A 21,449-nucleotide genomic window follows, 5' to 3' on the forward strand; every position below is an offset into this window, starting at 1 on the left:
GCTGACTAACCACGAATAACGGTGCATTAGCACATAGCTATGTTTAAACTCATCACCAAAATTTTCGGCACTAAGTCCGATCGGGATCTAAAGGAATTATATCCCTACGTAGGAAAAATTAATGCCGAATTTGCCAAATTAAGAGAGTTAACCGATGAGCAGCTTCGTCAGGAAACGGCTGCTCTGAAGTCTATTATCAAGCAACAACTGGCTCCTATCACCGACCAGGTTGATAGCATCCGTCAGCGAATTGAATCCAATCCAGATCTGGACGTTAATGAGAAAGACTCGCTCTTCAAGCAAATTGATGCTCTGGAAGTTCAGTCTGATCAGAAACTTGAAGAAGTATTATTAGAAATTCTGCCCCGTGCTTTCGCTATTGTGAAAGAGACGGGTCGTCGTTATACTGAAAACGGTGAATTGGTGGTAACAGCTACCGTTCATGACCGTTTTGTTGCTTCCCGCAAATCAAATGTGGTGATTGAAGGGGAGAAAGCTACCTGGAAAAATACCTGGAACGTCATGGGCCAGCCCATTACCTGGAACATGATTCACTATGACGTACAGTTGATTGGTGGGGTAGTGTTACATCAGGGTAAGATTGCAGAAATGGCTACCGGGGAAGGTAAAACGCTGGTTTCTACCTTGCCTTCTTTCCTGAATGCCCTGGCCGGTAAAGGGGTTCACATCGTAACCGTCAACGATTATCTGGCGAAACGTGACTCCGAGTGGAATGCTCCTCTGTTTGAATTCCACGGCATGACGGTTGATTGTATTGATCGTCACGAGCCTAACACACATAGCCGCCGCAATGCTTACCTAGCGGATATTACTTACGGTACCAATAACGAGTTTGGTTTCGATTACCTGCGTGACAACATGGCTCGTAGCCCGGAAGAACTCGTGCAGCGAAAACACCATTATGCCATGGTCGATGAGGTCGATTCCGTCCTGATTGACGATGCCCGTACGCCTCTGATTATCAGTGGGCCGATGGTGAAAGATAATGATGTTCAGGAATTTGAAGTATTAAATCCCCGTATTTCCCGACTGGTAGAAGAGCAGCAGAAACTGGTTCAGGGTTTCCTGACCGAAGCTCGCCGACTAATTGCCGCTGGTAATACCAAAGAAGGGGGGCTGGCTCTGTTCCGGGCTCACCGTGGGTTACCTAAATACAAGCCTCTGATTAAATATCTGAGTGAGCAGGGGAACCAGGCAGTGATGCGGGCGACCGAAAACGAATACTTGCAGGAACAGGGCAAACGCATGCCCGAAGCCGATGCTCCCTTGTATTTCGTGATCGAAGAGAAAAACAATTCGGTTGAACTGACGGAAAAGGGGATTGACGTAATGACGGCAAATAATGAAGATCCTAACTTCTTCATTCTGCCTGACTTGTCAGTTGCCCTGAATAAAATTGAAAAATCGGATCTTTCTGAAGTAGAAAAAATACATAAGAAAGACGAGATTATCCGTGATTACTCAATCAAAACCCAGCGTATTCACACCGTCAACCAATTATTGAAAGCTCACACGCTGTTCGAATTGGATGTGGAATACGTAATCATGGACGGAAAAATTAAAATCGTTGATGAGCAAACGGGCCGGATTATGGAAGGCCGTCGTTACTCGGACGGTTTGCACCAGGCAATCGAAGCAAAAGAGCGGGTTAAGGTGGAAGATGCCACTCAGACTTACGCTACGGTAACGCTTCAGAACTACTTCCGTATGTACCACAAACTGTCAGGGATGACAGGTACGGCTGAAACGGAAGCAGGTGAGTTCTGGCAGATTTACAAACTCGACGTTGTTTCGATTCCTACCAATCTTAAGATTTCGCGTAAGGATCAGGAAGACAAGGTATACAAAACGGTTCGTGAAAAATACAATGCAGTAGTACAGGAGATCGACGAGCTTGTGAAGGCGGGTCGTCCGGTACTGGTAGGTACTACTTCCGTTGAAAACTCGGAAATCCTGAGCCGTCTGTTACGGATGCGTGGAATCAAACACCAGGTACTGAACGCGAAGCAACACCAACGCGAGGCTGAGATTGTAGCCACGGCGGGTCATTCGCAAAACGTAACGATTGCGACGAACATGGCCGGTCGGGGTACGGATATTAAGCTGACTCCCGAGTCGAAAGCCGCGGGTGGTCTGGCCATTATCGGTACTGAACGTCACGAATCTCGCCGGGTGGATCGTCAGTTACGCGGTCGTGCCGGTCGTCAGGGTGACCCCGGATCGTCTCAATTCTTCGTATCGCTGGAAGATAACCTGATGCGTCTGTTCGGTTCTGAACGGATTGCGAAGGTAATGGACCGCATGGGTATGGAAGAAGGAGAGGTAATTCAGCACTCCATGATTACTTCGTCCATCGAACGGGCTCAGAAGAAAGTAGAAGAAAATAACTTTGGTATTCGGAAGCGTCTGCTGGAATATGATGATGTCATGAATTACCAGCGGGAAGCCATTTACAAGCGTCGTAAAAATGCTCTGTTTGGCGACCGACTGGCTCTGGATATTGCCAACATTACCTATGACGTTTGCGAAGAACTGGTTTCCAATAACCCTAGTTTCGAAGAATTTGAACTTCGCGTAATCGAAACACTGGCGATTCAGGTTCCTTTCACCAAGGATGAATTTGTTCGTCTGAAGCCTGAGCAACGCACGCAGCAGTTATATGCCGCGGCAGAAGGACATTACCAATCGAAAGGAGCGGACATCGCTCGTCGGATGCAGCCTTTCTTCCAGGACTTATTCGAAGCCAATCAGGGCAATGTGAATGAAAATTCAGTAATTGGATTGCCTTACACCGATGGCGAGCACGTGATGGGCTTCCAGGTGAACTTCCTGAAAGCACTGAACAGCGAAGGACGTGAGGTAACTCGTGAGATTGAGAAGAACATTGCTCTGACGGTAATCGATCAGGAGTGGAAAGAGCACCTTCGTGACATGGATGATCTGAAGCAATCCGTTCAGAATGCGGTGTTCGAACAAAAAGACCCGCTGCTGATTTACAAATTCGAGTCGATTGACCTGTTCAAGCAGTTCATTAATAAAGTAAACTTTGACATTGTTCAGATGTTGATGCGTTACGATGTTCCTGAACTTCACGTAGAACAGCCACAGGTTCCGCAACCTCCCCGTCGTCCTGAACCACAGCCTCAACTGCAATTAAGTAAGGATGATGTCAGCGGGCTTACGGGTGGCGATGGTCCTTCGGTAGAAGAACTGGAGGAAATTGAGGTGGTAGAACGTCCGCGTCAGCAGCCCATTCGTGTGAACAAAATTGAACCTAACCAACGGGTTTCCGTTCAGTACAGCGATGGTCGCATCGAGCGTGATGTGAAGTATAAGAAAGTAGAGGAAGATGTCAAACGTGGTATTTGTGTCGTAATCGACTAATGCTGTGTTGAGTTTAAGGTGTTGTGCGTAGAATTCTCGCACTAACCTATCTTTTGCGAAAGGTCAGTCTGCTTATAGTAGGCTGACCTTTTTGTTTATGGTAGAGACGATTTTATTACTAGTGATTTCCGGCCTTAGTTGGTGTGTTCACCAGCCATTACTAAAAGCCTAGTGGTTGGTGGGGGGGATGTGTCTACACATAAAAATAACCCTGATAATCCAAGTCAACGGTTACTATCCTGATCAGGTAGAGACGCGATTAATCGCGTCTGGGTAAGCGGCTGTTTTACTAGTAGTGATTCGTTCCGGCCCTGGTTGGTGTCTTTACCAGCCATTACTAAAAGCCTAGTGGTTGGCGGAGACACCAACCAGGGCGGATGTTACCATTTAAATGATTTTCATTTCCCGGCCAGACGCGATCAATCGCGTCTCTACAGAAATTTAAAATAGGATACAGTAAACCTACTGACATAGGGCTGTCACTGGACGGTTTTAGTTTTGAATCGAACCGTAAAACAACACAGACGATGGAACTAATTCCCCTGTTTTTGAAAGAAATGGAGCAGGAAGCTCTCACCACCCGCAAATTTATGACCCTCATTCCCGACGATAAGCTGGATTGGGCTCCGCACCAGAAAAGCATGAAAATGCGTAACCTCGCCACCCACATTGCAGAGCTACCCACCTGGGTAACCATGGCGTTAACTACCGACGAGTTGGACTTTGCCAAAATTCCTTATGAAGAGAAGAAAATTCAGAATAATGCTGATTTGATGGCTTTTTTCGAGGAAAGCCTGGCGAATGGACGGACGCAGTTAATCCCGGAAAATGAATCCCTCCTGAATAAACCCTGGACTTTACGAAACGGTGAAATTGTTTACAGCGTTGATCCTAAACACGAAGTAATCCGAATGGCTTTTTCTCAAATTACTCACCACCGGGCTCAATTGGGCGTTTACCTGCGGTTACTTAACATTCCCATTCCCGGAAGTTATGGTCCAAGTGCGGACGAAACCCAGCATTAAGACTAGATAGAGTAGGCAGTCTTCTAAATAAATCTTAAAAGCCAATCCCTCGGGTTGGCTTTTTCTGTTGAATTTTAAATATTTGATTATGAGTTACAAACCTCTATCATCCTCTAACTATTGGTTTTTCTACGTCGCCTGAGGCTATCCTAAATGTTGGATACCGTTCGATGGAATAAGTAATGAAGCGAATTTATATTAAAGAGTTTTACTTTGTGTCATAGGCTGTAAACCCATCCTCTTGTTGATGAATACGGCCCATAGGCAGGCACTTGAACAAGGCATAGCCACTTACCATCAGGACGCAGACATTAGTCAAGTTTGCGTTAGGTCAATCCATAAGTTGGGCGAAAGTGGAGTGCTCCTGAGAAGTTAGACACAACCTGGAGCATTTAAATGCAATGAGCCCGATATTCTTGATCGGGCTCATTACTACTCATCTAAATCCTACTCTCTGTCTCATTGATTTTCAGCAATTCCAAGAAGAATACATTATTCTTCTTTTTTTTCAAAATGAGCATGACATCCCCAAATACAACCATCATTGGCTTCACATGAACAAGAGGTAGCCGTAGCAGTGGGATTACAACCACTAGAGCTTGGAGCATTAGCACTTCCGCATCCACACCAGCAAACGGTTTCACTAGGAGGGGGAGCGACAATAGACCCAGTTCTTGCTCCAGTTAAATAAGTAGCGGATTCTTTATCTCCCGCAAAGGCTATGGATTGGCGTCTCATTGGTAAACTTGTTTACAAACTTAGCTCGATAGCTATACCCATCTTTTGCCTCTAAAAACTCAACACTAATAAGATTTACATCATTAAAATGTATTGAGAATATATTAGCAATCTTAGCTTCTAATTGTTCAACGGATCTTGCTACTTGTATTCCGCTGGGAGCAATTAAATTAATTTTAGGAACAGACTCTACGGTTTCCTTCTGATTACAACTTGTTAACCAAAAACAAACAAAAACTGCTACAAGGCTGTTGAATAATAGCTTTTTAGGAAAATTTGCCATAAGAATGATAAGATTAGAAGTTAAAATTCAATTATTCTTCTTTTTCTTTTTTTACAAAATGTGCGTAACATCCTAGCTCACACTTATCAGTAGCTGTGCATGAACAAGAGGTAGCCGTAGCAGTGGGATTACAACCACTAGAGCTTGGAGCATTAGCACTTCCGCATCCACACCAGCAAACGGTTTCACTAGGAGGGGGAGCGACAATAGACCCAGTTCTTGCTCCAGTTAAATAAGTAGCGGATTCTTTATCTCCCGCAAAGGCTATGGATTGCGTCTCATTGGTAAACTTGTTTACAAACTTAGCTCGATAGCTATACCCATCTTTTGCCTCTAAAAACTCAACACTAATAAGATTTACATCATTAAAATGTATTGAGAATATATTAGCAATCTTAGCTTCTAATTGTTCAACGGATCTTGCTACTTGTATTCCGCTGGGAGCAATTAAATTAATTTTAGGAACAGACTCTACGGTTTCCTTCTGATTACAACTTGTTAACCAAAAACAAACAAAAACTGCTACAAGGCTGTTGAATAATAGCTTTTTAAGAAAATTTACCATAAGGATGATAGTTTAGGTTGTAAAAATATTTGGGTAGAAATTTAAGAAATTAAAATTAGAAAACAATTTTTTGAAAAAACATTAGCCCTATTGAATTATAATAAATAAAAAAATTATTTGGTTTTTTGGGTAGTGCTTTAATATAGACTATTAGTAGTTCCATTTCGTTTATAAAAAGAAATAAATGCTGGTTAGGATGAATGCTATATCACGATACAAGAATTAGTATTACTATTTGCTTTAGATGCCGAACAAATGATAGTTTTATTAAAAAAATTTAATTATTAAGACAATAAATAATTCAAGTTACGTCATGGGTACTGACTATTGGTGGACTTACAAAGATATTCTTCTTGCAAGAATTTATTAATTAAAGAAACGGAAAACGTAGCAAATTATACGAAACCATCTAGACTTGAAAATACGTGTTAAGCGTTTAACTAGACATGTCATTTGCTTTTGTAAATCCAGTTTTATGTACGCTATGGTTAGTGGTATCGCAATCAACTATCGCTTTTTTGAATCAATTTAGTCTATCTTTAATACATTATCAATTTTTTACAGATTAAACGTATTTAAGTAGGTATTTTGAGTTGATATGAGGCCTTTGGGTATTAACTGGGAATACTTTCTTCGCTGATATGCTGGATTTATGAAGAAAAAATAAACATTAACTGCTTGACATTTTATTAGTCGCCCTGCTAGCCTTCATTTGTGGAATTAACGATTATGAAGGAATACAACTATATGGAGATAGAAAGAGATATTTCTTCGCACATTTCTGAGCTTACCTAATGTCATCCTTCACACGAGATTTTCAACAGAGTCTTTAAGTATGTGGATAGTAAAGCTTTGGGTCATTGTTTGTACCGGTGATCAATCCAAATTTTAATAAATCTACCAAATGGAGCGACTCCAAATCGCCATTGGTTGCCTGGGCAACAGATAATGGTACAGTTTATTTACGGCTTATCATTAAACATTGGTACAACCAACCATGCCGCATCGTAAACCATACCTTCCCTCCAAAATCTGTCCTGTTTGCCAGTTGCCCTTTAGCTGGCGAAAAAAATGGGAGAAAAACTGGGAAGAGGTGGTGTATTGCAGTGATCAATGCCGGATGAATAAATCAAAAGCCAAACCCAAGTCAGAAACATTATGAAACCTTTTGCCCTGTTTCTATTGCTCATCAGTTTGCTAGCCTGTCAAAACAAAGACAAAGATTCAGTAGTTGGAAAATGGACACTCAGCGGAGAAAATCAGTCGGATACTGGTTTTACCTTGGACAAAGAGGGGATTGCATCGGCTTTTCCTGCGGGTGATATAGACTATCAAACCTGGGAAATGCAGGGGGATAACCTGCTTCTGCACGGCAGAAAGCAACAAAATGGTTCCACTAGTCCCTATGATCATACGCTTAAAGTTATCTCGATTAAGGATAATACCTTGATCGTAGAAACGGAAGACGGCCAAACCCTGACGTATACCAAGACGCTGGATTCGGCTGAGGAAAACGAAGAGGAATGTTATGCTTACATGACCGCTAAAGACACTGTTTATCTACACATTTCCAGAAAGAACCGAAACATTACTGGAGACTTAACATACAAGCTTTACGAAAAAGATAGCAATCATGGCTCACTGGATGGTCGTGTAAAGGGAGATACCCTCCTGGCAGAGTATAGCTTCAGTGCGGAAGGTCGGTCGTCGGTTCGGGAGGTGATTTTTCTGAAAAAAGGCGATACGTATGTCGAGGGTTTTGGTCCGGTCAATGATAAAGAAGGAAAGACCGTTTTTCAGGATCATAAAAATATTACCTTTATCAACGGAATTACGTTGAGTAAGACCAATTGCACGAAATAAGAACCACAGTTTAATAGTATTTTATCATTTATTGATGCAATTTGGAGGCAGTCGGAAACGGCTGCCTTTTTTGTGTTCAGGAAAAGATTTCAGGCTTTATTTTTAGTGGTTCATTTCAACTCTTACCCTATGCAAAACCGTTTATCCGCCCGCTGGATTCCCAGTTTTCTTGCGACTATTATTACCACTTCCTTCGTATACGCCCAGCAAACCGTCATTCCCATCGAAACCGAGCAGAACGCTCTGGTATTACAAACCGATGGTAGCAAACGGCTGGGGATTAGTTACTTCGGTACGCGGCTGCAACAAGCGAATGAATATGCTCTGGTAACGAAAGAAAGCCGCCAGAATGACGAAAACTCGGGTATTTCTAATTCGGCTTATACCCCCAGTGGAACCTGGAATCTTTTCGAACCCGCCATTCGAGTTACGCATGCCGACGGGAATACTTCGCTGGAGTTACAATACCAGAGCCATCAAACACAGAAAGTGGATGATAACGTCACGCTAACTACCGTAGTACTGAAAGATCCCGCCTATGCCGTTGAGGTAAGCCTGTATTATAAAACCTACCGGAAAGAGAACGTAGTGGAGCAATGGAGCACGATTCGTAACAATGAAAAAGGGACGATTACGCTCAATAAATACGCGTCGGCAAACCTGTATTTTGTGGGACAGTCTTTCCATCTCACGCATTACCACGGGAGCTGGGCTCACGAAATGAATCCCGAAACCACCGAATTGAAGGCCGGAATTCTCTCGCTGGATTCCAAATTAGGCACGCGGGCAAACCTGTTTCAACCGCCGAGCTTCATGCTTTCGTTTGATCAAAAGGCTACGGAAGAAACCGGGAAAGTATTACTCGGAACGTTGGGCTGGTCGGGTAACTTCAAGATTGATTTTGAGACCGATACGTATAATAATCTTCGTGTAATCGCGGGGATTAATCCTCATGCCTCGGAATATCCGTTGACCAGTGGACAGGAGTTGAAAACGCCTTCGTTCATCTATACGTTCTCGGATCATGGCAAAGGAGAGGCCAGTCGTAACATGCACCGCTGGGCTCGTAAGTATCGAATTCTGGACGGCGAAGGCTCGCGTCTGACGCTTCTGAACAACTGGGAAGCGACGTATTTCGATTTTGATGAGCAGAAGTTAACCGGACTTTTCGCAGATGGTAAAAAATTAGGCGTGGATCTGTTTCTGTTGGATGATGGCTGGTTCGCTAACAAGTATCCCCGGAATGGTGATAACGCGGGTTTGGGTGACTGGAAAGAGAACGTCAAAAAGTTACCTCATGGCCTTGGTTATCTAGTAAAAGAGGCTCAGAAAGCCGGGGTAAAATTCGGTATTTGGGTTGAACCGGAGATGGTGAATCCCAAGAGTGAACTCTACGAAAAGCACCCGGATTGGGTAATCAAACAGCCCGAGCGTCCTGAACATTATTTCCGTAATCAGTTAGTACTGGATTTATCTAATCCTAAAGTTCAGGATTTTGTATATGGTATATTGGACGAGTTATTCACGAAGAATCCTGACCTGGCCTTCATTAAATGGGACTGTAATGCGGTGATTTATAATGCTCACTCGGAGTATCTGAAAAACAGCAAACAGGCCGACTCGAAGCTTTACGTGGATTACGTGAAAGGCTTGTATAAAGTATTGGAACGGGTTCGGGCGAAATACCCCAAAGTACCCATGATGTTATGCTCAGGGGGCGGTGGCCGCGTGGATTATGAGGCACTTAAATATTTCACCGAATTTTGGCCGAGTGATAATACTGATCCGCTGGAGAGGGTGTTTATGCAGTGGGAGTATTCGTACTTTTTCCCAACCATTGCTCATTGTAATCACGTAACGGATTGGGGCAAGCAACCACTGAAGTATCGAACGGATGTGGCAATGATGGGTAAGTTAGGTTACGATATTGTGGTAAGTAAGCTGGACGAAAAAGACTTTGAATTTAGCAAGCAGTCGGTAGAGACCTATAAAAAAATCAGCGATCTGGTTTGGCACGGAGACTTGTATCGACTAGCTAATCCTCGCGAAAATGAGTATGCTTCCTTGCTATTCGTGAATGAAAATAAATCGCGGTCGGTTTGGTTTACCTACATGGTAAGCAGTCGGTATGGCGTAGGTACGGGCCGACCTATCGTATTGAAAGGCCTGGACCCCAAGAAAAAATACGCTTTGAAAGAACTGAACTTATACCCCGGCACAAAGTCCAGCATTACGCCTGACGCCGTTTATACCGGAGATTTCCTGATGAGCGTGGGTTTCAATCCCGCCGCTAACCTGAAACGTACCAGTGTTATGATTGAATTAACGGAAGTCAAATAAAAGAACGAATTATTGCCCTTGCGAAAAGAAACTATTCAGACGAGTAGTTTCTTTTTTTTTATTGATTATCAGTGGATTAAAGGAAAGTGTAAAAACAATTCCTAAAAAATCTCAACAATCGAAAACTAATTTTCACAAAATAGGCTTTGTATTATATGTACCGACATTTAATGTGAAAGTCAATATTTATCCTTCATAAAAAAGAACATCATGAGTTCCCTTATTGAAAACCTGGAATGGCGTTACGCTACAAAAAAAATGAATGGTGTAGCGGTTCCACAGGAAAAAGTAGACATTATTCTGGAAGCGGCTCGTTTAGCTCCAACTTCGTCTGGATTGCAGCCTTTTGAAATTCTGGTGGTAACAAATCCTGAACTGAAACAACAAATTCGGGCGATTGCCAACGATCAGAGTCAAGTTACAGACGCGTCACACGTACTGATTTTCGCTGCTTGGGATGATCTGGATGCGAAACGGATTAATGACATGTTTCTCTACACCACTCGCGAACGCGGTTTACCCGACGACCGGATGGATAGCTATAAAAATTACCTGTTATCGGTGTACGGATCGAAAACGGCTGAAGAAAACTTCCAAGCTACGGCTCGTCAGGCGTATATCGGTTTCGGAATAGCTATTGCGGCTGCCGCTGAGCAACGCGTAGATGCTACGCCCATGGAAGGCTTTAACGCTCCTGCTCTGGATGAGTTATTGAATCTGAAAGAAAAAGGCCTTCGCAGTGTAACGCTATTACCGCTGGGTTATCGTGATGAAGCCAATGACTGGCTGCACGGCATGAAGAAAGTTCGTAAGCCGAAAGAACAATTCATTACTGAATTAAGCTAAGACGCTTTTCCCCTTTGAAAGCCATGAATAATGAGGACGGTTCAGCTTAGCTGAATCGTCTTTTTTGTTTGAGGGAGTTTGATTGAGGTTTGAATGTTCGATTGGTTTGGGTTCTGTGTTTTGAGGGTTGGCTTTGTTTGAATGCTTAAATAAAGTTTACTAATCATAAAACGCAGAAAGGCTGGCGTTGAGCCAACCTTTCAAACGTATATCAAACTTAGCGTTGATCAATCACTTTCAGACAAACGTCAAACCTGATTAAACCTTCTCCAACTAATTAAAGAAATCCTTCATTTTTTCGAAGAAGCTCTTGTCATTTTTTGTAGGGCGAGGCTGGAAGTTAGGCGAATTGCGGAGTCTTTCCAGAATTCCTTTTTCTTCCGACGATAACACGCGTGGTGTCCAGACGTTCACGTAGATCAATTGATCGCCTTTGCCGTAGCTATTCAAATGCGGAATGCCTTTGCCTTTCATGCGAAGAATCTTACCACTCTGGGTTCCGGCTTCAAGCGTAATTTTCGCCCGGCCTTCAATGGTAGGAACTTCAACGGAAGTACCCAAAGCTGCATCAACGAAGTTTACGTACAACTCGTGAACCACGTTGTTACCATCGCGTTTCAGGTCTTCGTTTTCTTCTTCTTCTACGACGATAAGTAAGTCGCCCGCCACGCCACCGCGAGGAGGAACGTTACCTTTACCGCTCATGGAAAGCTGCATGCCTTCGGCAACCCCAGCCGGAATTTTAATAGAGATTACCTCTTCTGCCAGCGTGCGGCCTTCACCCATGCAAACGTCACATTTTGAATCAATGATCTTGCCTTCGCCGTTACAGGTAGGGCAGGTGCTGGCTGTAACCATCTGGCCCAGCATGGTTTGCTGCACGCGACGAACCTGGCCCTGACCATTACAGGTAGGACAAGTTCGCAGGGAAGTTCCGTTTTTAGAACCGTTACCACCGCAGGCATTACAGGAAACGTGACGCTTTACCTTGATTTTTTTCTCAACGCCATTAGCTACTTCCTGTAAATCCAGTTTTAGCTTGATGCGTAGGTCAGAACCTTTACGCACGCGTTGCCGCTGACCACCGCCGCCGCCAAAACCACCACCAAAGAAGCTACCAAACGGACTACCTTCTCCGAAAATATCGCCGAATTGGGAGAAAATATCTTCTGCATTTTGTGGGCCAGAGTAACCACCTCCCATACCCGCATGACCGTATTGGTCATAACGAGCTTTCTTATTAGGGTCGGAGAGAACTTCGTAAGCCTCAGCCGCCTCCTTAAATTTATCTTCTGCTTCGGGGTTATCGGGGTTCTTATCCGGGTGATATTTAATTGCCAGCTTCCGGTAAGCCTTCTTGATCTCGTCTTCCGACGAAGATTTGGTTACCCCTAATATTTCATAATAATCACGCTTTTGTGCCATCGTTTTTTAAAAAATGAGGAGAGAAAGACCACTGGAGAGAACGAAAATTTTTGTCTCTCTAGATTTCAATTACGCTCCAACCACAACTTTGGCAAAGCGGATTACTTTATCACCCAGGTAATAACCTTTTTCAACTTCCTCCACAACCTTTCCTTTGAGGTCTTCGGAAGGAGCAGGGAATTGGGTAATACTTTCGTGTAAATCAGGATCAAAAGGTTGGCCTTTGGACTCCATAGGTTTCAGTCCCTTGGCTGCCACTGCTTTTACCAGTTTGTTGAAAATCAGGTCAATGCCTTCAGTTTCAACTTTACCATCTGGTCCATAGTTTGCCTGAGCACGCTCAATATCGTCCAATACGGGCAAAATGGCTTTGATAACTCCTTCCGAAGCAGTTTTCACTAATTCTTCTTTCTCGCGTAGGGTGCGTTTACGGAAGTTATCAAATTCGGCGGCGAGGCGAACGTATTTATCTTTCAGGTCTGCAATTTCAGCCTGAGCTTTGTCAGCTTTATTATCAACAGGTTGCTCCGAAGTTTCAGCGGTGGGAGTACCTTCGGAGTTATCCGTTGCGGGTTCAGCCTGAGGAGCCTTTTCGTTTTCTTCGGGTTGCGTAAATTCCGGATTCGTCATGTCTTTTCGTACCTTGTTACTGTTAGCCTAACTACAAAATTACTTTGCCATTTGGGTTTTCGCTGACAGAATGACATTTTAAATGAAGTTTTTTGAGGAACCCATAGCGTCAAACCGTCCTGAAACCCACGACATCGGGTAGTGATGCTGGCTAATTATGCCGTAACTTTGCAATGGAATCTCCAGTACCTATACAGCTGGGAACCCGTAGAGTTGACCAGATAGCCATGACTGTATCAGAAATTATTCAGCAACGCAATGCGTTAACAATCAAAGAAATTGCCCGGGATTTAGGGTTCGATTTCTGTGGCATTTCGCGGGCTGATTTTCTGGAAGAAGAAGCCCCTCGGCTGGAGAAATGGCTAACCCTCGGCAAACACGGTCAGATGCAGTACATGGAAAACCATTTTGACAAACGCCTTGATCCCAGACTGCTGGTAGAAGGGGCTAAATCAGTGGTTTCTTTGTTATACAATTATTACCCTTCTGAAACCTTGCCTGCCGAAGACGATGACCTGAAACTTTCCAAGTACGCCTACGGAGTAGATTACCACTTTGTAGTGAAAGATCGGTTGAAAGAGTTTCTGCAACGAATTCAGGACCAAATCGGCCAGGTGGACGGACGCTGTTTCGTTGACTCGGCTCCGGTAATGGAAAAGGCCTGGGCAAAAAAAGCGGGGCTGGGGTGGGTTGGTAAAAATAGTAATCTTATCACTCGAAAAAGCGGCAGTTTTTTCTTCATCGCCGAATTAATTATCGACCTGGAATTGCAGCCCGACGGCCCAATGGCCGATTACTGCGGTACCTGTACCCGTTGCATTGATGCTTGCCCGACCGACGCGATCTCTGAACCGTATTCGGTGGATGGCAGTCGTTGCATTAGTTACCTCACGATTGAATTAAAGGATGCCATTCCGAATGAATTTCGGGGAAAAATGGAAAACTGGTTTTTTGGTTGTGACATCTGCCAGGACGTTTGCCCCTGGAATCGTTTTTCCCAACCGCACCGCGAATCGGCCTTTGATCTTCCCCAGGAATTGAAATCCTGGCAAAGCCGTGATTGGCAAGAACTTACCGAAGAAACCTTCAGAAAAGTCTTCAAAAAATCGCCTCTCAAACGAACCAAATACGAAGGTCTTCAACGAAATGTGCTATTCCTGACTACCGAAGAAAAATAAAATTGGGGAAATTATTCAACAAATTATCATAACATAAGGGCTGGAATGAGCTTTTTTAAGTCGCAGTATACAAATATTTATACTTGCTTCAATCATGAAAAAGTACAGTTTATTATTCCTCCTCTTTGCAAGCATTATTGGAACGAAGGCTCAAGCTCAGGACAACCTTTCCTGGGGCCCCATGGGTGGTTTATCAGTAGCTACCTTTCGCGGGGGTGGAGCGGGCAACACAACCTGGAAAACGGGTGGAACCGCCGGTTTATTCATCAACTATAGTGTAAACGAACACTTTGGTGTGGGTGGTCAGGTGCTCTACACCCAGCTCGGAGCTAAGAACCGACTGGCAGATCAGCAGATCAGATTAAACTACCTGCAAATCCCAATTCTGGCGACCTTTTACCTGAACGACCGTGGGCATGCCCTGCGTCCTAAGCTATTCGCTGGACCTTACGTTGGTTTTCTCCTGGCAGCTCGTAACCAAAACGGGGACAACATCAACGTCAATCGTCAGAACTGGACGGCGGCTGATGCCGGTGTGCACTTGGGCGGGGGATTCAACTACCGCATTCAAAACAAAGTCTGGCTGAATTTCGACGTTCGTTACGGCTTAGGGCTGGTTGACGTAGCCAAGCCGATTCAAGGAAGCGGCGATGTGTACCACAGCAACTGGGGCGTTAACCTTGGGTTAAGCTTCCCGTTGGGTAACTATAACTCCCGCACTGGTAGAATTCGCTAATAGCAGAGCTAAAGATTTTTAACTTACCTTCAAACTAATGAAATATGCCGCTGGCCGTAGAGGTCAGCGGTTTTTTTGTGCGGGTACTGGCCGGGTTTTATTAAGGTTTGGAGGAATCCACTAGAACGAAACTGCTAAACCATGGTTATTATTGAAAACGCTACCCTTGCCATTATCTTTTGCCTCATTACCATGCTTTGCTGGGGCTCCTGGACAAGCGGTCAGAAACTCGTTACGCAATCCGCTCCACTGTCCATCTTTTACCGTGATTACGTTTATGGGATTGTCATTACTGCTCTTGTATTGGCTTTCACGCTAGGCAGTTTGGGTTCCAACGAGCGAGCCTTTCTAGACGATATTCAGCAGGCAACCTTGCGAAATATGGCTCTGGCCGTAATAGGAGGCATGATCTTCAATATTGGGAATATGTTACTTACCGTGGGAATTAATATTTCAGGTATTGCCGTAGCCATGCCCGTCGGTACAGGTTTGTCGTTGGCTTTAGGACTGATTGTTAACTATATAGCTAAACCTGAAGGAAACGTAGGGTTACTTGCCATTGGGGGCGGCCTGGTGCTGGCTTCAATCGCGGCCTGTGCGTTTGCCTATAAAGCCAAAAATGAAGAAGAGGAGGAAGACGAAGGTTCCAGTACCAAGGGCATTTGGGTAGCTCTGGCGGGCGGGGTCTTCTCGGGTTTCTTTTTTCTACTGGTTACCCAATCCATTGTGGAGGATATTGCTTTACCTGAAGCTGAAAAGCTTACGCCCTACACAGGCTTTGTGTTGTTTGCGTTGGGAATTTTGATCAGTAACCCGCTGATAGAATGGACCGTGAAACGACTGAAGTTACTCGAAGGAGAAGACGAGGTGCGGTATGGAGACGTTTCTGCCAAAGAACATGGACTGAGTCTGGGCAGTGGATTCATCTGGGGAATTGGAATGATTACACTCCTGTTGGGTTCGCAGGATGCGGGCGGAGCTGTTTCTTACGGATTAAGCCAGGGAGCAACGGTTGTGTCGGTTCTTTGGGGACTTTTGGTCTGGAAGGAATTTGAAGGAGCACCCGCCAAAGCCAAACGTTATTTATGGATCATGGGCGGAACTTACGTGGTCGGGTTAATACTCATCGTCATGGCTCGGGCCAGTGCCGGATAAACCAAGAGCCGGAATAAATCCGGCTCTGGTTCTTAATTAAGTTCGTGTAATTACTTAATAATGAATAGCTTGGTGGTAAGTTTCTGACTGTGAGTTTATTAACTAATGACCGCAGCGGCGGCTGCCAAGTCCTGCCCATTACTTAGTAACTCATCTCCACAATCTTCTTCACGTCCGAAGGTTTCAGGTCTTTATATTCCCCGATGCCCAGCCAGTTTCGTTGCGTAAATCGTTGCTCAATTTGCTCAGCCGTGTTTTCGAACTGATCGGTATAGGCAGACAATTTGGTTTGAATATGCAGCGAATGGAAAAACTCTTCCGTTTTTACAATGGCCTGTTCCGCTTTCTCTTCCGTTGTTCCTTCCGTAATATGCCAAACCCGTTCGCCGTATTGAGCGAGTTTCTCTTTCTTCCGCTCGAAATTGTAACGGTAATGGCTGGGTGCAATAACCGCCAGTGTACGGGCATGGTCGATGCCATACAGGGCCGTTAACTCGTGACCCATGGCATGAACGGCCCAGTCGGTGGGAACCCCTTTCTGAATCAGTCCATTGAGAGCCATGGTGCAACTCCACATAAAGTCAGCGGCCGCTGAATAGTCCGCTGGGTTTGCCATGACCAGCGGGGCCACTTCAATTAGCGTTTGCATAATGCTTTCCGCAAAACGATCCTGTAAACGGGCATGAATCGGGTACGTCATGTATTGCTCCAGCACGTGCGTAAAGGCATCGGTAATTCCGTTCGCAAGCTGCCGCGGAGGAATGGATTGAATAACCTGAGGATCAAGAATGGAGAAAACCGGGAACATGCCGGGTCCGCCAAAGGATAATTTTTCCTGCGTTTCTGCCCGACTGATGACCGAACCCGAATTCATTTCAGAACCCGTAGCGGGCAGGGTTAAGACACTGGCAAAGGGTAAGCCTTTCTCAAAACGAATGCCTTTGGAAAGAATATCCCAGGGTTCGTCGCCTTCGTATAAAGCCGCCGCCGAAAGAAACTTGGCTCCGTCAATAACTGAGCCGCCACCCACGGCGAGGATGAAAGTAATGGACTGATCCTTAATAATTTGGAGGGCCTTTAAAAGGACGGCGTATTCGGGGTTAGCGGGAACGCCACCGAATTCAACTACCTCAAAACCTTGGAGTGCTGCAATGACTTGTTCGTAAACGCCGTTTTTTTTGATACTTCCACCACCGTACAGCAACAGAACTTTAGCATGGGCTGGTAGCTCGGTGGATAATTTTTCAATTTGGCCCTTTCCGAAAATAATTTTAGTCGGATTCTTAAATTCAAAATTTAGCATAATCTCTGAAGGAATTGTTGGGAATTTGGGGGAGTTTAGAGTTTTGTGTTTAGGGTTTGGAGTTTTGGGTTGTGAGTTAACTGTAATTGTTGCACGACAACCCCAGCGGGGTTAAATTCCTAATAGCCCCGGGTGATAACCCGGGGAGGTTCTCTTGGCACCCCCACATTTCATACGGGGCTATTCATGGTTTAACCCGCTGGGGTTATTTTTTCATAATTACCCGGATCTATTAAACCGGGGAGGGATTGCACCCCCCGCATTTCATACGGGGCTATTCATGATTTAACCCCGATAGGGTTATTTTTTTCATAATTACCCGGATCTATAACCCGGGTAGGTTGTCTCCTTGGCACCCCCGCATTTCATACGGGGCTATTCGTGATTTAACCCCGCTGGGGTTGTTTTTTTCGTAATTACTGAGGCCATTAACTCGGGAAGGCTTCATTCCCTTACAACCCCGCATTAGATGGGAGTCAATTCATCGATTAACTCAAACCCCTAAACACTAAACAAAAAAACATAAACCCCGAACTCCTAAACTCAACCCATAAACAGAAAGTGCCCCCGAAGAGGCACTTTACTGATAAGGTATTCAGAATCAGAGATTAAATTTTCCCTTTCAAAGCTTCCAGCCGGGCGTACATTTCCAGCATGGCGGCCTGATCGATTAGCGACTTCCAGGGGCGGGGGCCAACCAAATGTTGCTGGTCTTTCTCTTCTTTCCAGATTCGCTCAGCGTCTTTCGCAAATAAACGCAGGTACTGCGGGTCCTTATCCACTTCGAAAAGCTCTACGTACCCCCGTAGTAAAACCACGTTGAACCAGTAGTTCCCCGGAAATTTATGGTTTCGATAAAAATGATTCTTTGCCGCTTCGGCCACTCGCTTCGCCTCCTTGAGATACGTTTGATCCTTCGTTAATTCATACAAAAGCACGTTAGACTGAAGCATAGTTCCGGTATTATAGGTATAAATGGCCGAGTCGATTTTCATGCTGGGTAACTTCACTGCATCATAATAAACGCCCGATGGAGCCTGCAACTGTTGGTTCGTCCAGCGGTACAGCTCAAGGGCCGTTTGTAGATCTTTCGGGTCTTTCCTAAGTTTATAGAACTGCAAGGCAATGAGAATACCCGGGCCATTTGAACAGGTATTCTTGGTGGTTTTATCATCTTCTTTCCAGTAGATACCGCCGCCGCCCCGCTGATTGTAACCTGTCAGCATAAATTTATAAATCAGCTCTGCCGTTTTGAGGTAAGATGGCTGTTTGTTTCGTTTGTAAGCATCCAGGCAAGCAATCGCAATCCACTGATTATCATCATAGAAACGCGTGTCTGTCATTTCTTTTGTGACATAAGCCTGGTAACCCGGAGCCGGAGGGTTGGCGTTGTAATACTGCTGAATAGTGTGCAAAACGGGTTGAAGGTAAGATGCTCTGGGTTCCAGCACTTCCATTTCATTCGCCGCCTGAACCAGAGCACAAAGCGGCCACAGGTAGGAGTGAGGCTTTTCATTGTGAGCCGTATCATTCGTCTCTTTATAGAGCCCGGTTGAAGGCTCGTAAAAAACGCTTTGAATATTCTGGTGAATTTGATGCAATCGCTCGGTTTGAGCCCAGCCGGATAAACTAAACGATAGGAATGTTGCCAGCAGGAAGGCAGATTTTTTCATAAAACGTAAGTATAGAGGAATTGTCAATGGTTCATCTATACATAGTGATACGTCACGGTTGGGAACTCTGACAACGAAGAAATTATTCTAAGGTCAGCTTGCTCGACTCTTGTTCCACAAACGCCTGAAAACGTTCCTGCAACTCCGTATAAAGGTTAATCCAGCGTTTGCCTTCCGGGGTGATGAGGGCCCCGCCGCCGCGTTCGCCCCCCGTCTGCGTGCTAACTACGGGAGAAGCGGCCTGATTATTCAGCGATTGGATCAAATCCCAGGCTCGTTTGTAAGACATGCCCATGCCCTTAGCCGCAGCAGAAATTGAGCCAGTCTGTTCAATTCGCTGAAGCAATTCCAGTCTGCCAATGCCCATGAAGCGTTCTTCTCCTTCAATCCAGATTCGCCCGTTTACTTTAAATGCCATAACATTGCTCATTAGAATTCGCAGCGGCAAAAATAAGGATGAAATGAAAGGGATCGCAATTCGTAACTCTCCCCCGCTGAAACGAAGCCAGCTTAATACTGGATTATGAATTGATAACAAATAATCATTCGTTCAGGTTAAAATTTTGTTTAATCTGACAATAAAGTTGAAGGGCAGTTAAATTCACGACTAATTTTAAACAAGAAATCACAATCAAGGTTTCAACCTTGTGGGTAAGTGTTCTAGTGTTTTGAAAAAAGTTTCTTTGGATATGATTCTTATAGTAGATGACAGACCTGAGAATATTCTTCCTTTGAAGAAAATTCTTGAGCAGCATCAATTTTCTGTCGATACCGCAGAATCTGGAGAAGAGGCTCTGAAGAAAGTTCTTGCTAATAACTATGCCGTCATTATTCTGGACGTGCAAATGCCCGGAATGGACGGTTTCGAAGTAGCAAACTTCATCGGTGGGTATAGTAAAGCAAAAGATACCTCCATCATATTTCTTTCAGCAGTCAATAAAGAAAAAGAATTTATTACCAAAGGGTATACTTCGGGTGGAATTGACTATTTAACCAAACCGGTTGATCCAGACATTTTATTGTTGAAAGTCAAAATACTCAATCGTTTATACGAGCAGCAGCAGGAATTAAGGGCCACGCAGGAAAGCCTACTGAAAGAAATTGAGGTTAGAAAGCAAGCCGAAGAGCAATTGGCCAAAGGCATGCAGGAGTTACGGTCTATCGTAGAATCGCTGCCGCAAATGGCTTTTACCATTGCTTCAGCAGGGAAGATTGAGTATGTTAATGAACACTGGTATAAATACTCAAGACAACTGGATCAATTCCCTGAAATGCACCCGGATGATAACATTCATCTGGAGTGGGAGACGTATTTGAAACAGGGAGTTGAATACATCAAAGAAACACGATTAAAAGAATTAACTACGGGAGAATACCGCTATCATTTGCTTCGCATTACCCCTATCAAATTTGAAGAAGTAACGGTTCGCTGGGTAGGGACTTTTACGGATATTCATCAGCAAAAAATCAATGCTGAAATTCTTGAACAAAAAGTAGAATTACGTACCAAAGAGTTACTGGATAAAAACGTAGAGTTAGAGCGAACCAATCACGAATTGCAACAATTTGCCTGGGTAGTATCGCATGATCTAAAAGAACCTTTACGGAAGATTCAAATCTTCAATGGCGTAATTAAAGAAAAGTATTTAAAAGACAATAACGAAGCCATCTCTTACCTGGATCGTTCCATTCAGTCTTCAGCCCGGATGTCGAGGCTTATCAGTGATGTGCTAGAGTATTCCAGATTATCCAATAGCTCTTCTTTCCAGGAAACGAATTTAAATGAAATTTTACACGAGTTATTAATCGATTTTGACGATTTAATATCCCGTAAAGAAGCCATTGTATCCGTAGGTAATTTACCAGTTATTTCAGCGATGCCGAGCCGGATCAGGCAGGTGTTCCAAAACCTGATTAGTAACGCTTTAAAATTCTCAAAGCCTACGGTAGCTCCTGTTATTCACATTACTGGTGAATTAGTCGCAGATAAGTCCATTGACAGCCCGGCAAAAGAAAATGGGGCATTCTGTCGGATCATAGTAGAAGATAATGGAATTGGTTTTGATGAGAAATTCCTGAACCGAATCTTCATCATTTTTCAGCGATTAAACGATCAAAGTAGTTACGAAGGAACGGGAATTGGATTAGCCATTGCCAAGAAAAACATTGATACGCACAACGGAATCATATCAGCCAAAAGCCAGATGGGAGAAGGGACAAGCTTTATTATTGTTTTACCTGTGAATCAAACTAACCACGTATTGAAGTAAGCATTTCTATTCGC

General features: G+C 44.2%; 18 protein-coding genes. 11 read left to right on the forward strand and 7 right to left on the reverse strand.

Annotated features, from left to right (window positions below; all coding sequences use genetic code 11):
• Positions 1-39 precede the first annotated feature (39 nt).
• Both secA and QE357_RS09235 read left to right on the forward strand, forming a co-directional pair.
• Positions 40-3,405 (forward strand): preprotein translocase subunit SecA, encoded by a 3,366-nt coding sequence (gene secA, locus QE357_RS09230; protein ID WP_307142831.1) that lies wholly within the window; start codon positions 40-42, stop codon positions 3,403-3,405.
• Positions 3,406-3,932: 527 nt separating this feature from the next.
• A complete protein-coding gene (locus QE357_RS09235; RefSeq protein WP_309706885.1) occupies positions 3,933-4,430 on the forward strand; it encodes a DinB family protein in 498 nt (165 codons plus the stop codon).
• Between the two features lie 703 nt (positions 4,431-5,133).
• On the opposite strand, the gene QE357_RS09240 is transcribed toward QE357_RS09235, so the two are convergent.
• Complete coding sequence (locus QE357_RS09240; protein WP_309706887.1) at positions 5,134-5,451, reverse strand: hypothetical protein; 318 nt, start codon at positions 5,449-5,451, stop codon at positions 5,134-5,136.
• A 31-nt stretch (positions 5,452-5,482) separates the two neighbouring features.
• The gene (locus tag QE357_RS09245) at positions 5,483-6,016 is read right to left on the reverse strand and encodes a hypothetical protein (protein ID WP_309706888.1); all 534 of its coding nucleotides are present in this window, start codon (positions 6,014-6,016) and stop codon (positions 5,483-5,485) included.
• 397 nt (positions 6,017-6,413) lie between these two features.
• Here QE357_RS09245 and QE357_RS25005 point away from each other — a divergent pair, with 397 nt between their 5' ends.
• The 5 genes from QE357_RS25005 (at position 6,414) to QE357_RS09265 (ending at position 11,065) form a co-directional block, all read left to right on the forward strand.
• Complete coding sequence (locus tag QE357_RS25005; protein ID WP_409050263.1) at positions 6,414-6,548, forward strand: hypothetical protein; 135 nt, start codon at positions 6,414-6,416, stop codon at positions 6,546-6,548.
• A 465-nt stretch (positions 6,549-7,013) separates the two neighbouring features.
• Entirely contained in the window at positions 7,014-7,178 is a 165-nt protein-coding gene (locus tag QE357_RS09250) for a DUF2256 domain-containing protein (RefSeq protein ID WP_106635014.1), read from the forward strand.
• The gene (locus QE357_RS09255) at positions 7,175-7,879 is read left to right on the forward strand and encodes a lipocalin family protein (RefSeq protein WP_309706890.1); all 705 of its coding nucleotides are present in this window, start codon (positions 7,175-7,177) and stop codon (positions 7,877-7,879) included. Before QE357_RS09250 ends, QE357_RS09255 begins: the two co-directional genes overlap by 4 nt.
• Positions 7,880-8,008: 129 nt before the next feature.
• Positions 8,009-10,219 carry an alpha-galactosidase gene (locus QE357_RS09260; RefSeq protein WP_309706892.1) on the forward strand — a complete coding sequence of 737 codons (2,211 nt, stop codon included), beginning with the start codon at positions 8,009-8,011 and terminating at the stop codon, positions 10,217-10,219.
• Positions 10,220-10,429: 210 nt separating this feature from the next.
• A complete protein-coding gene (locus QE357_RS09265) occupies positions 10,430-11,065 on the forward strand; it encodes a nitroreductase family protein (RefSeq protein ID WP_307142836.1) in 636 nt (211 codons plus the stop codon).
• A gap of 273 nt (positions 11,066-11,338) precedes the next feature.
• Here QE357_RS09265 and dnaJ read toward each other — a convergent pair whose 3' ends face one another.
• Complete coding sequence (dnaJ, locus tag QE357_RS09270) at positions 11,339-12,490, reverse strand: molecular chaperone DnaJ (RefSeq protein WP_106635012.1); 1,152 nt, start codon at positions 12,488-12,490, stop codon at positions 11,339-11,341.
• A gap of 69 nt (positions 12,491-12,559) precedes the next feature.
• Complete coding sequence (locus tag QE357_RS09275; RefSeq protein WP_106635011.1) at positions 12,560-13,120, reverse strand: nucleotide exchange factor GrpE; 561 nt, start codon at positions 13,118-13,120, stop codon at positions 12,560-12,562.
• A 227-nt stretch (positions 13,121-13,347) separates the two neighbouring features.
• On the opposite strand from QE357_RS09275, the gene queG reads away from it, so the two are divergent.
• The 3 genes from queG to QE357_RS09290 all read left to right on the forward strand — a co-directional run bounded on the left by queG (position 13,348) and on the right by QE357_RS09290 (position 16,189).
• On the forward strand, positions 13,348-14,298 hold the full coding sequence (gene queG, locus QE357_RS09280) for a tRNA epoxyqueuosine(34) reductase QueG (protein ID WP_307142837.1): 951 nt from the start codon (positions 13,348-13,350) through the stop codon (positions 14,296-14,298).
• A gap of 94 nt (positions 14,299-14,392) precedes the next feature.
• Complete coding sequence (locus QE357_RS09285; RefSeq protein ID WP_309706896.1) at positions 14,393-15,034, forward strand: porin family protein; 642 nt, start codon at positions 14,393-14,395, stop codon at positions 15,032-15,034.
• 141 nt (positions 15,035-15,175) lie between these two features.
• On the forward strand, positions 15,176-16,189 hold the full coding sequence (locus QE357_RS09290) for a GRP family sugar transporter (protein WP_309706897.1): 1,014 nt from the start codon (positions 15,176-15,178) through the stop codon (positions 16,187-16,189).
• A 142-nt stretch (positions 16,190-16,331) separates the two neighbouring features.
• Here QE357_RS09290 and QE357_RS09295 read toward each other — a convergent pair whose 3' ends face one another.
• The 3 genes from QE357_RS09295 to QE357_RS09305 form a co-directional block, all read right to left on the reverse strand.
• Positions 16,332-17,492, reverse strand: coding sequence for an iron-containing alcohol dehydrogenase (locus tag QE357_RS09295; protein ID WP_309706899.1), 1,161 nt, complete (start codon positions 17,490-17,492; stop codon positions 16,332-16,334).
• Between the two features lie 608 nt (positions 17,493-18,100).
• Positions 18,101-19,165, reverse strand: coding sequence for a glycoside hydrolase family 76 protein (locus tag QE357_RS09300; protein ID WP_309706901.1), 1,065 nt, complete (start codon positions 19,163-19,165; stop codon positions 18,101-18,103).
• Between the two features lie 82 nt (positions 19,166-19,247).
• The gene (locus tag QE357_RS09305) at positions 19,248-19,583 is read right to left on the reverse strand and encodes a winged helix-turn-helix domain-containing protein (protein ID WP_106635005.1); all 336 of its coding nucleotides are present in this window, start codon (positions 19,581-19,583) and stop codon (positions 19,248-19,250) included.
• A 271-nt stretch (positions 19,584-19,854) separates the two neighbouring features.
• On the opposite strand from QE357_RS09305, the gene QE357_RS09310 reads away from it, so the two are divergent.
• On the forward strand, positions 19,855-21,435 hold the full coding sequence (locus QE357_RS09310; RefSeq protein WP_106635004.1) for a response regulator: 1,581 nt from the start codon (positions 19,855-19,857) through the stop codon (positions 21,433-21,435).
• Positions 21,436-21,449 lie beyond the last annotated feature (14 nt).

Source organism: Siphonobacter sp. SORGH_AS_0500, assembly GCF_031453245.1.
In the GTDB taxonomy this organism is placed as follows: domain Bacteria; phylum Bacteroidota; class Bacteroidia; order Cytophagales; family Spirosomataceae; genus Siphonobacter.

Excerpts from the sequence above, each read along its gene's own strand:
- QE357_RS09255 (WP_309706890.1), top strand. The coding sequence starts at position 7,175 with ATGAAACCTTTTGCCCTGTTTCTATTGCTCATCAGTTTGCTAGCCTGT.
- secA (WP_307142831.1), top strand. The coding sequence starts at position 40 with ATGTTTAAACTCATCACCAAAATTTTCGGCACTAAGTCCGATCGGGAT.
- QE357_RS09240 (WP_309706887.1), bottom strand. The coding sequence starts at position 5,451 with ATGGCAAATTTTCCTAAAAAGCTATTATTCAACAGCCTTGTAGCAGTT.
- QE357_RS09305 (WP_106635005.1), bottom strand. The coding sequence starts at position 19,583 with ATGGCATTTAAAGTAAACGGGCGAATCTGGATTGAAGGAGAAGAACGC.
- QE357_RS09275 (WP_106635011.1), bottom strand. The coding sequence starts at position 13,120 with ATGACGAATCCGGAATTTACGCAACCCGAAGAAAACGAAAAGGCTCCT.
- QE357_RS09285 (WP_309706896.1), top strand. The coding sequence starts at position 14,393 with ATGAAAAAGTACAGTTTATTATTCCTCCTCTTTGCAAGCATTATTGGA.
- QE357_RS09290 (WP_309706897.1), top strand. The coding sequence starts at position 15,176 with ATGGTTATTATTGAAAACGCTACCCTTGCCATTATCTTTTGCCTCATT.
- QE357_RS09265 (WP_307142836.1), top strand. The coding sequence starts at position 10,430 with ATGAGTTCCCTTATTGAAAACCTGGAATGGCGTTACGCTACAAAAAAA.
- QE357_RS09260 (WP_309706892.1), top strand. The coding sequence starts at position 8,009 with ATGCAAAACCGTTTATCCGCCCGCTGGATTCCCAGTTTTCTTGCGACT.
- QE357_RS09235 (WP_309706885.1), top strand. The coding sequence starts at position 3,933 with ATGGAACTAATTCCCCTGTTTTTGAAAGAAATGGAGCAGGAAGCTCTC.
- QE357_RS09245 (WP_309706888.1), bottom strand. The coding sequence starts at position 6,016 with ATGGTAAATTTTCTTAAAAAGCTATTATTCAACAGCCTTGTAGCAGTT.
- QE357_RS09250 (WP_106635014.1), top strand. The coding sequence starts at position 7,014 with ATGCCGCATCGTAAACCATACCTTCCCTCCAAAATCTGTCCTGTTTGC.
- dnaJ (WP_106635012.1), bottom strand. The coding sequence starts at position 12,490 with ATGGCACAAAAGCGTGATTATTATGAAATATTAGGGGTAACCAAATCT.
- QE357_RS09310 (WP_106635004.1), top strand. The coding sequence starts at position 19,855 with ATGATTCTTATAGTAGATGACAGACCTGAGAATATTCTTCCTTTGAAG.
- queG (WP_307142837.1), top strand. The coding sequence starts at position 13,348 with ATGACTGTATCAGAAATTATTCAGCAACGCAATGCGTTAACAATCAAA.
- QE357_RS09295 (WP_309706899.1), bottom strand. The coding sequence starts at position 17,492 with ATGCTAAATTTTGAATTTAAGAATCCGACTAAAATTATTTTCGGAAAG.
- QE357_RS09300 (WP_309706901.1), bottom strand. The coding sequence starts at position 19,165 with ATGAAAAAATCTGCCTTCCTGCTGGCAACATTCCTATCGTTTAGTTTA.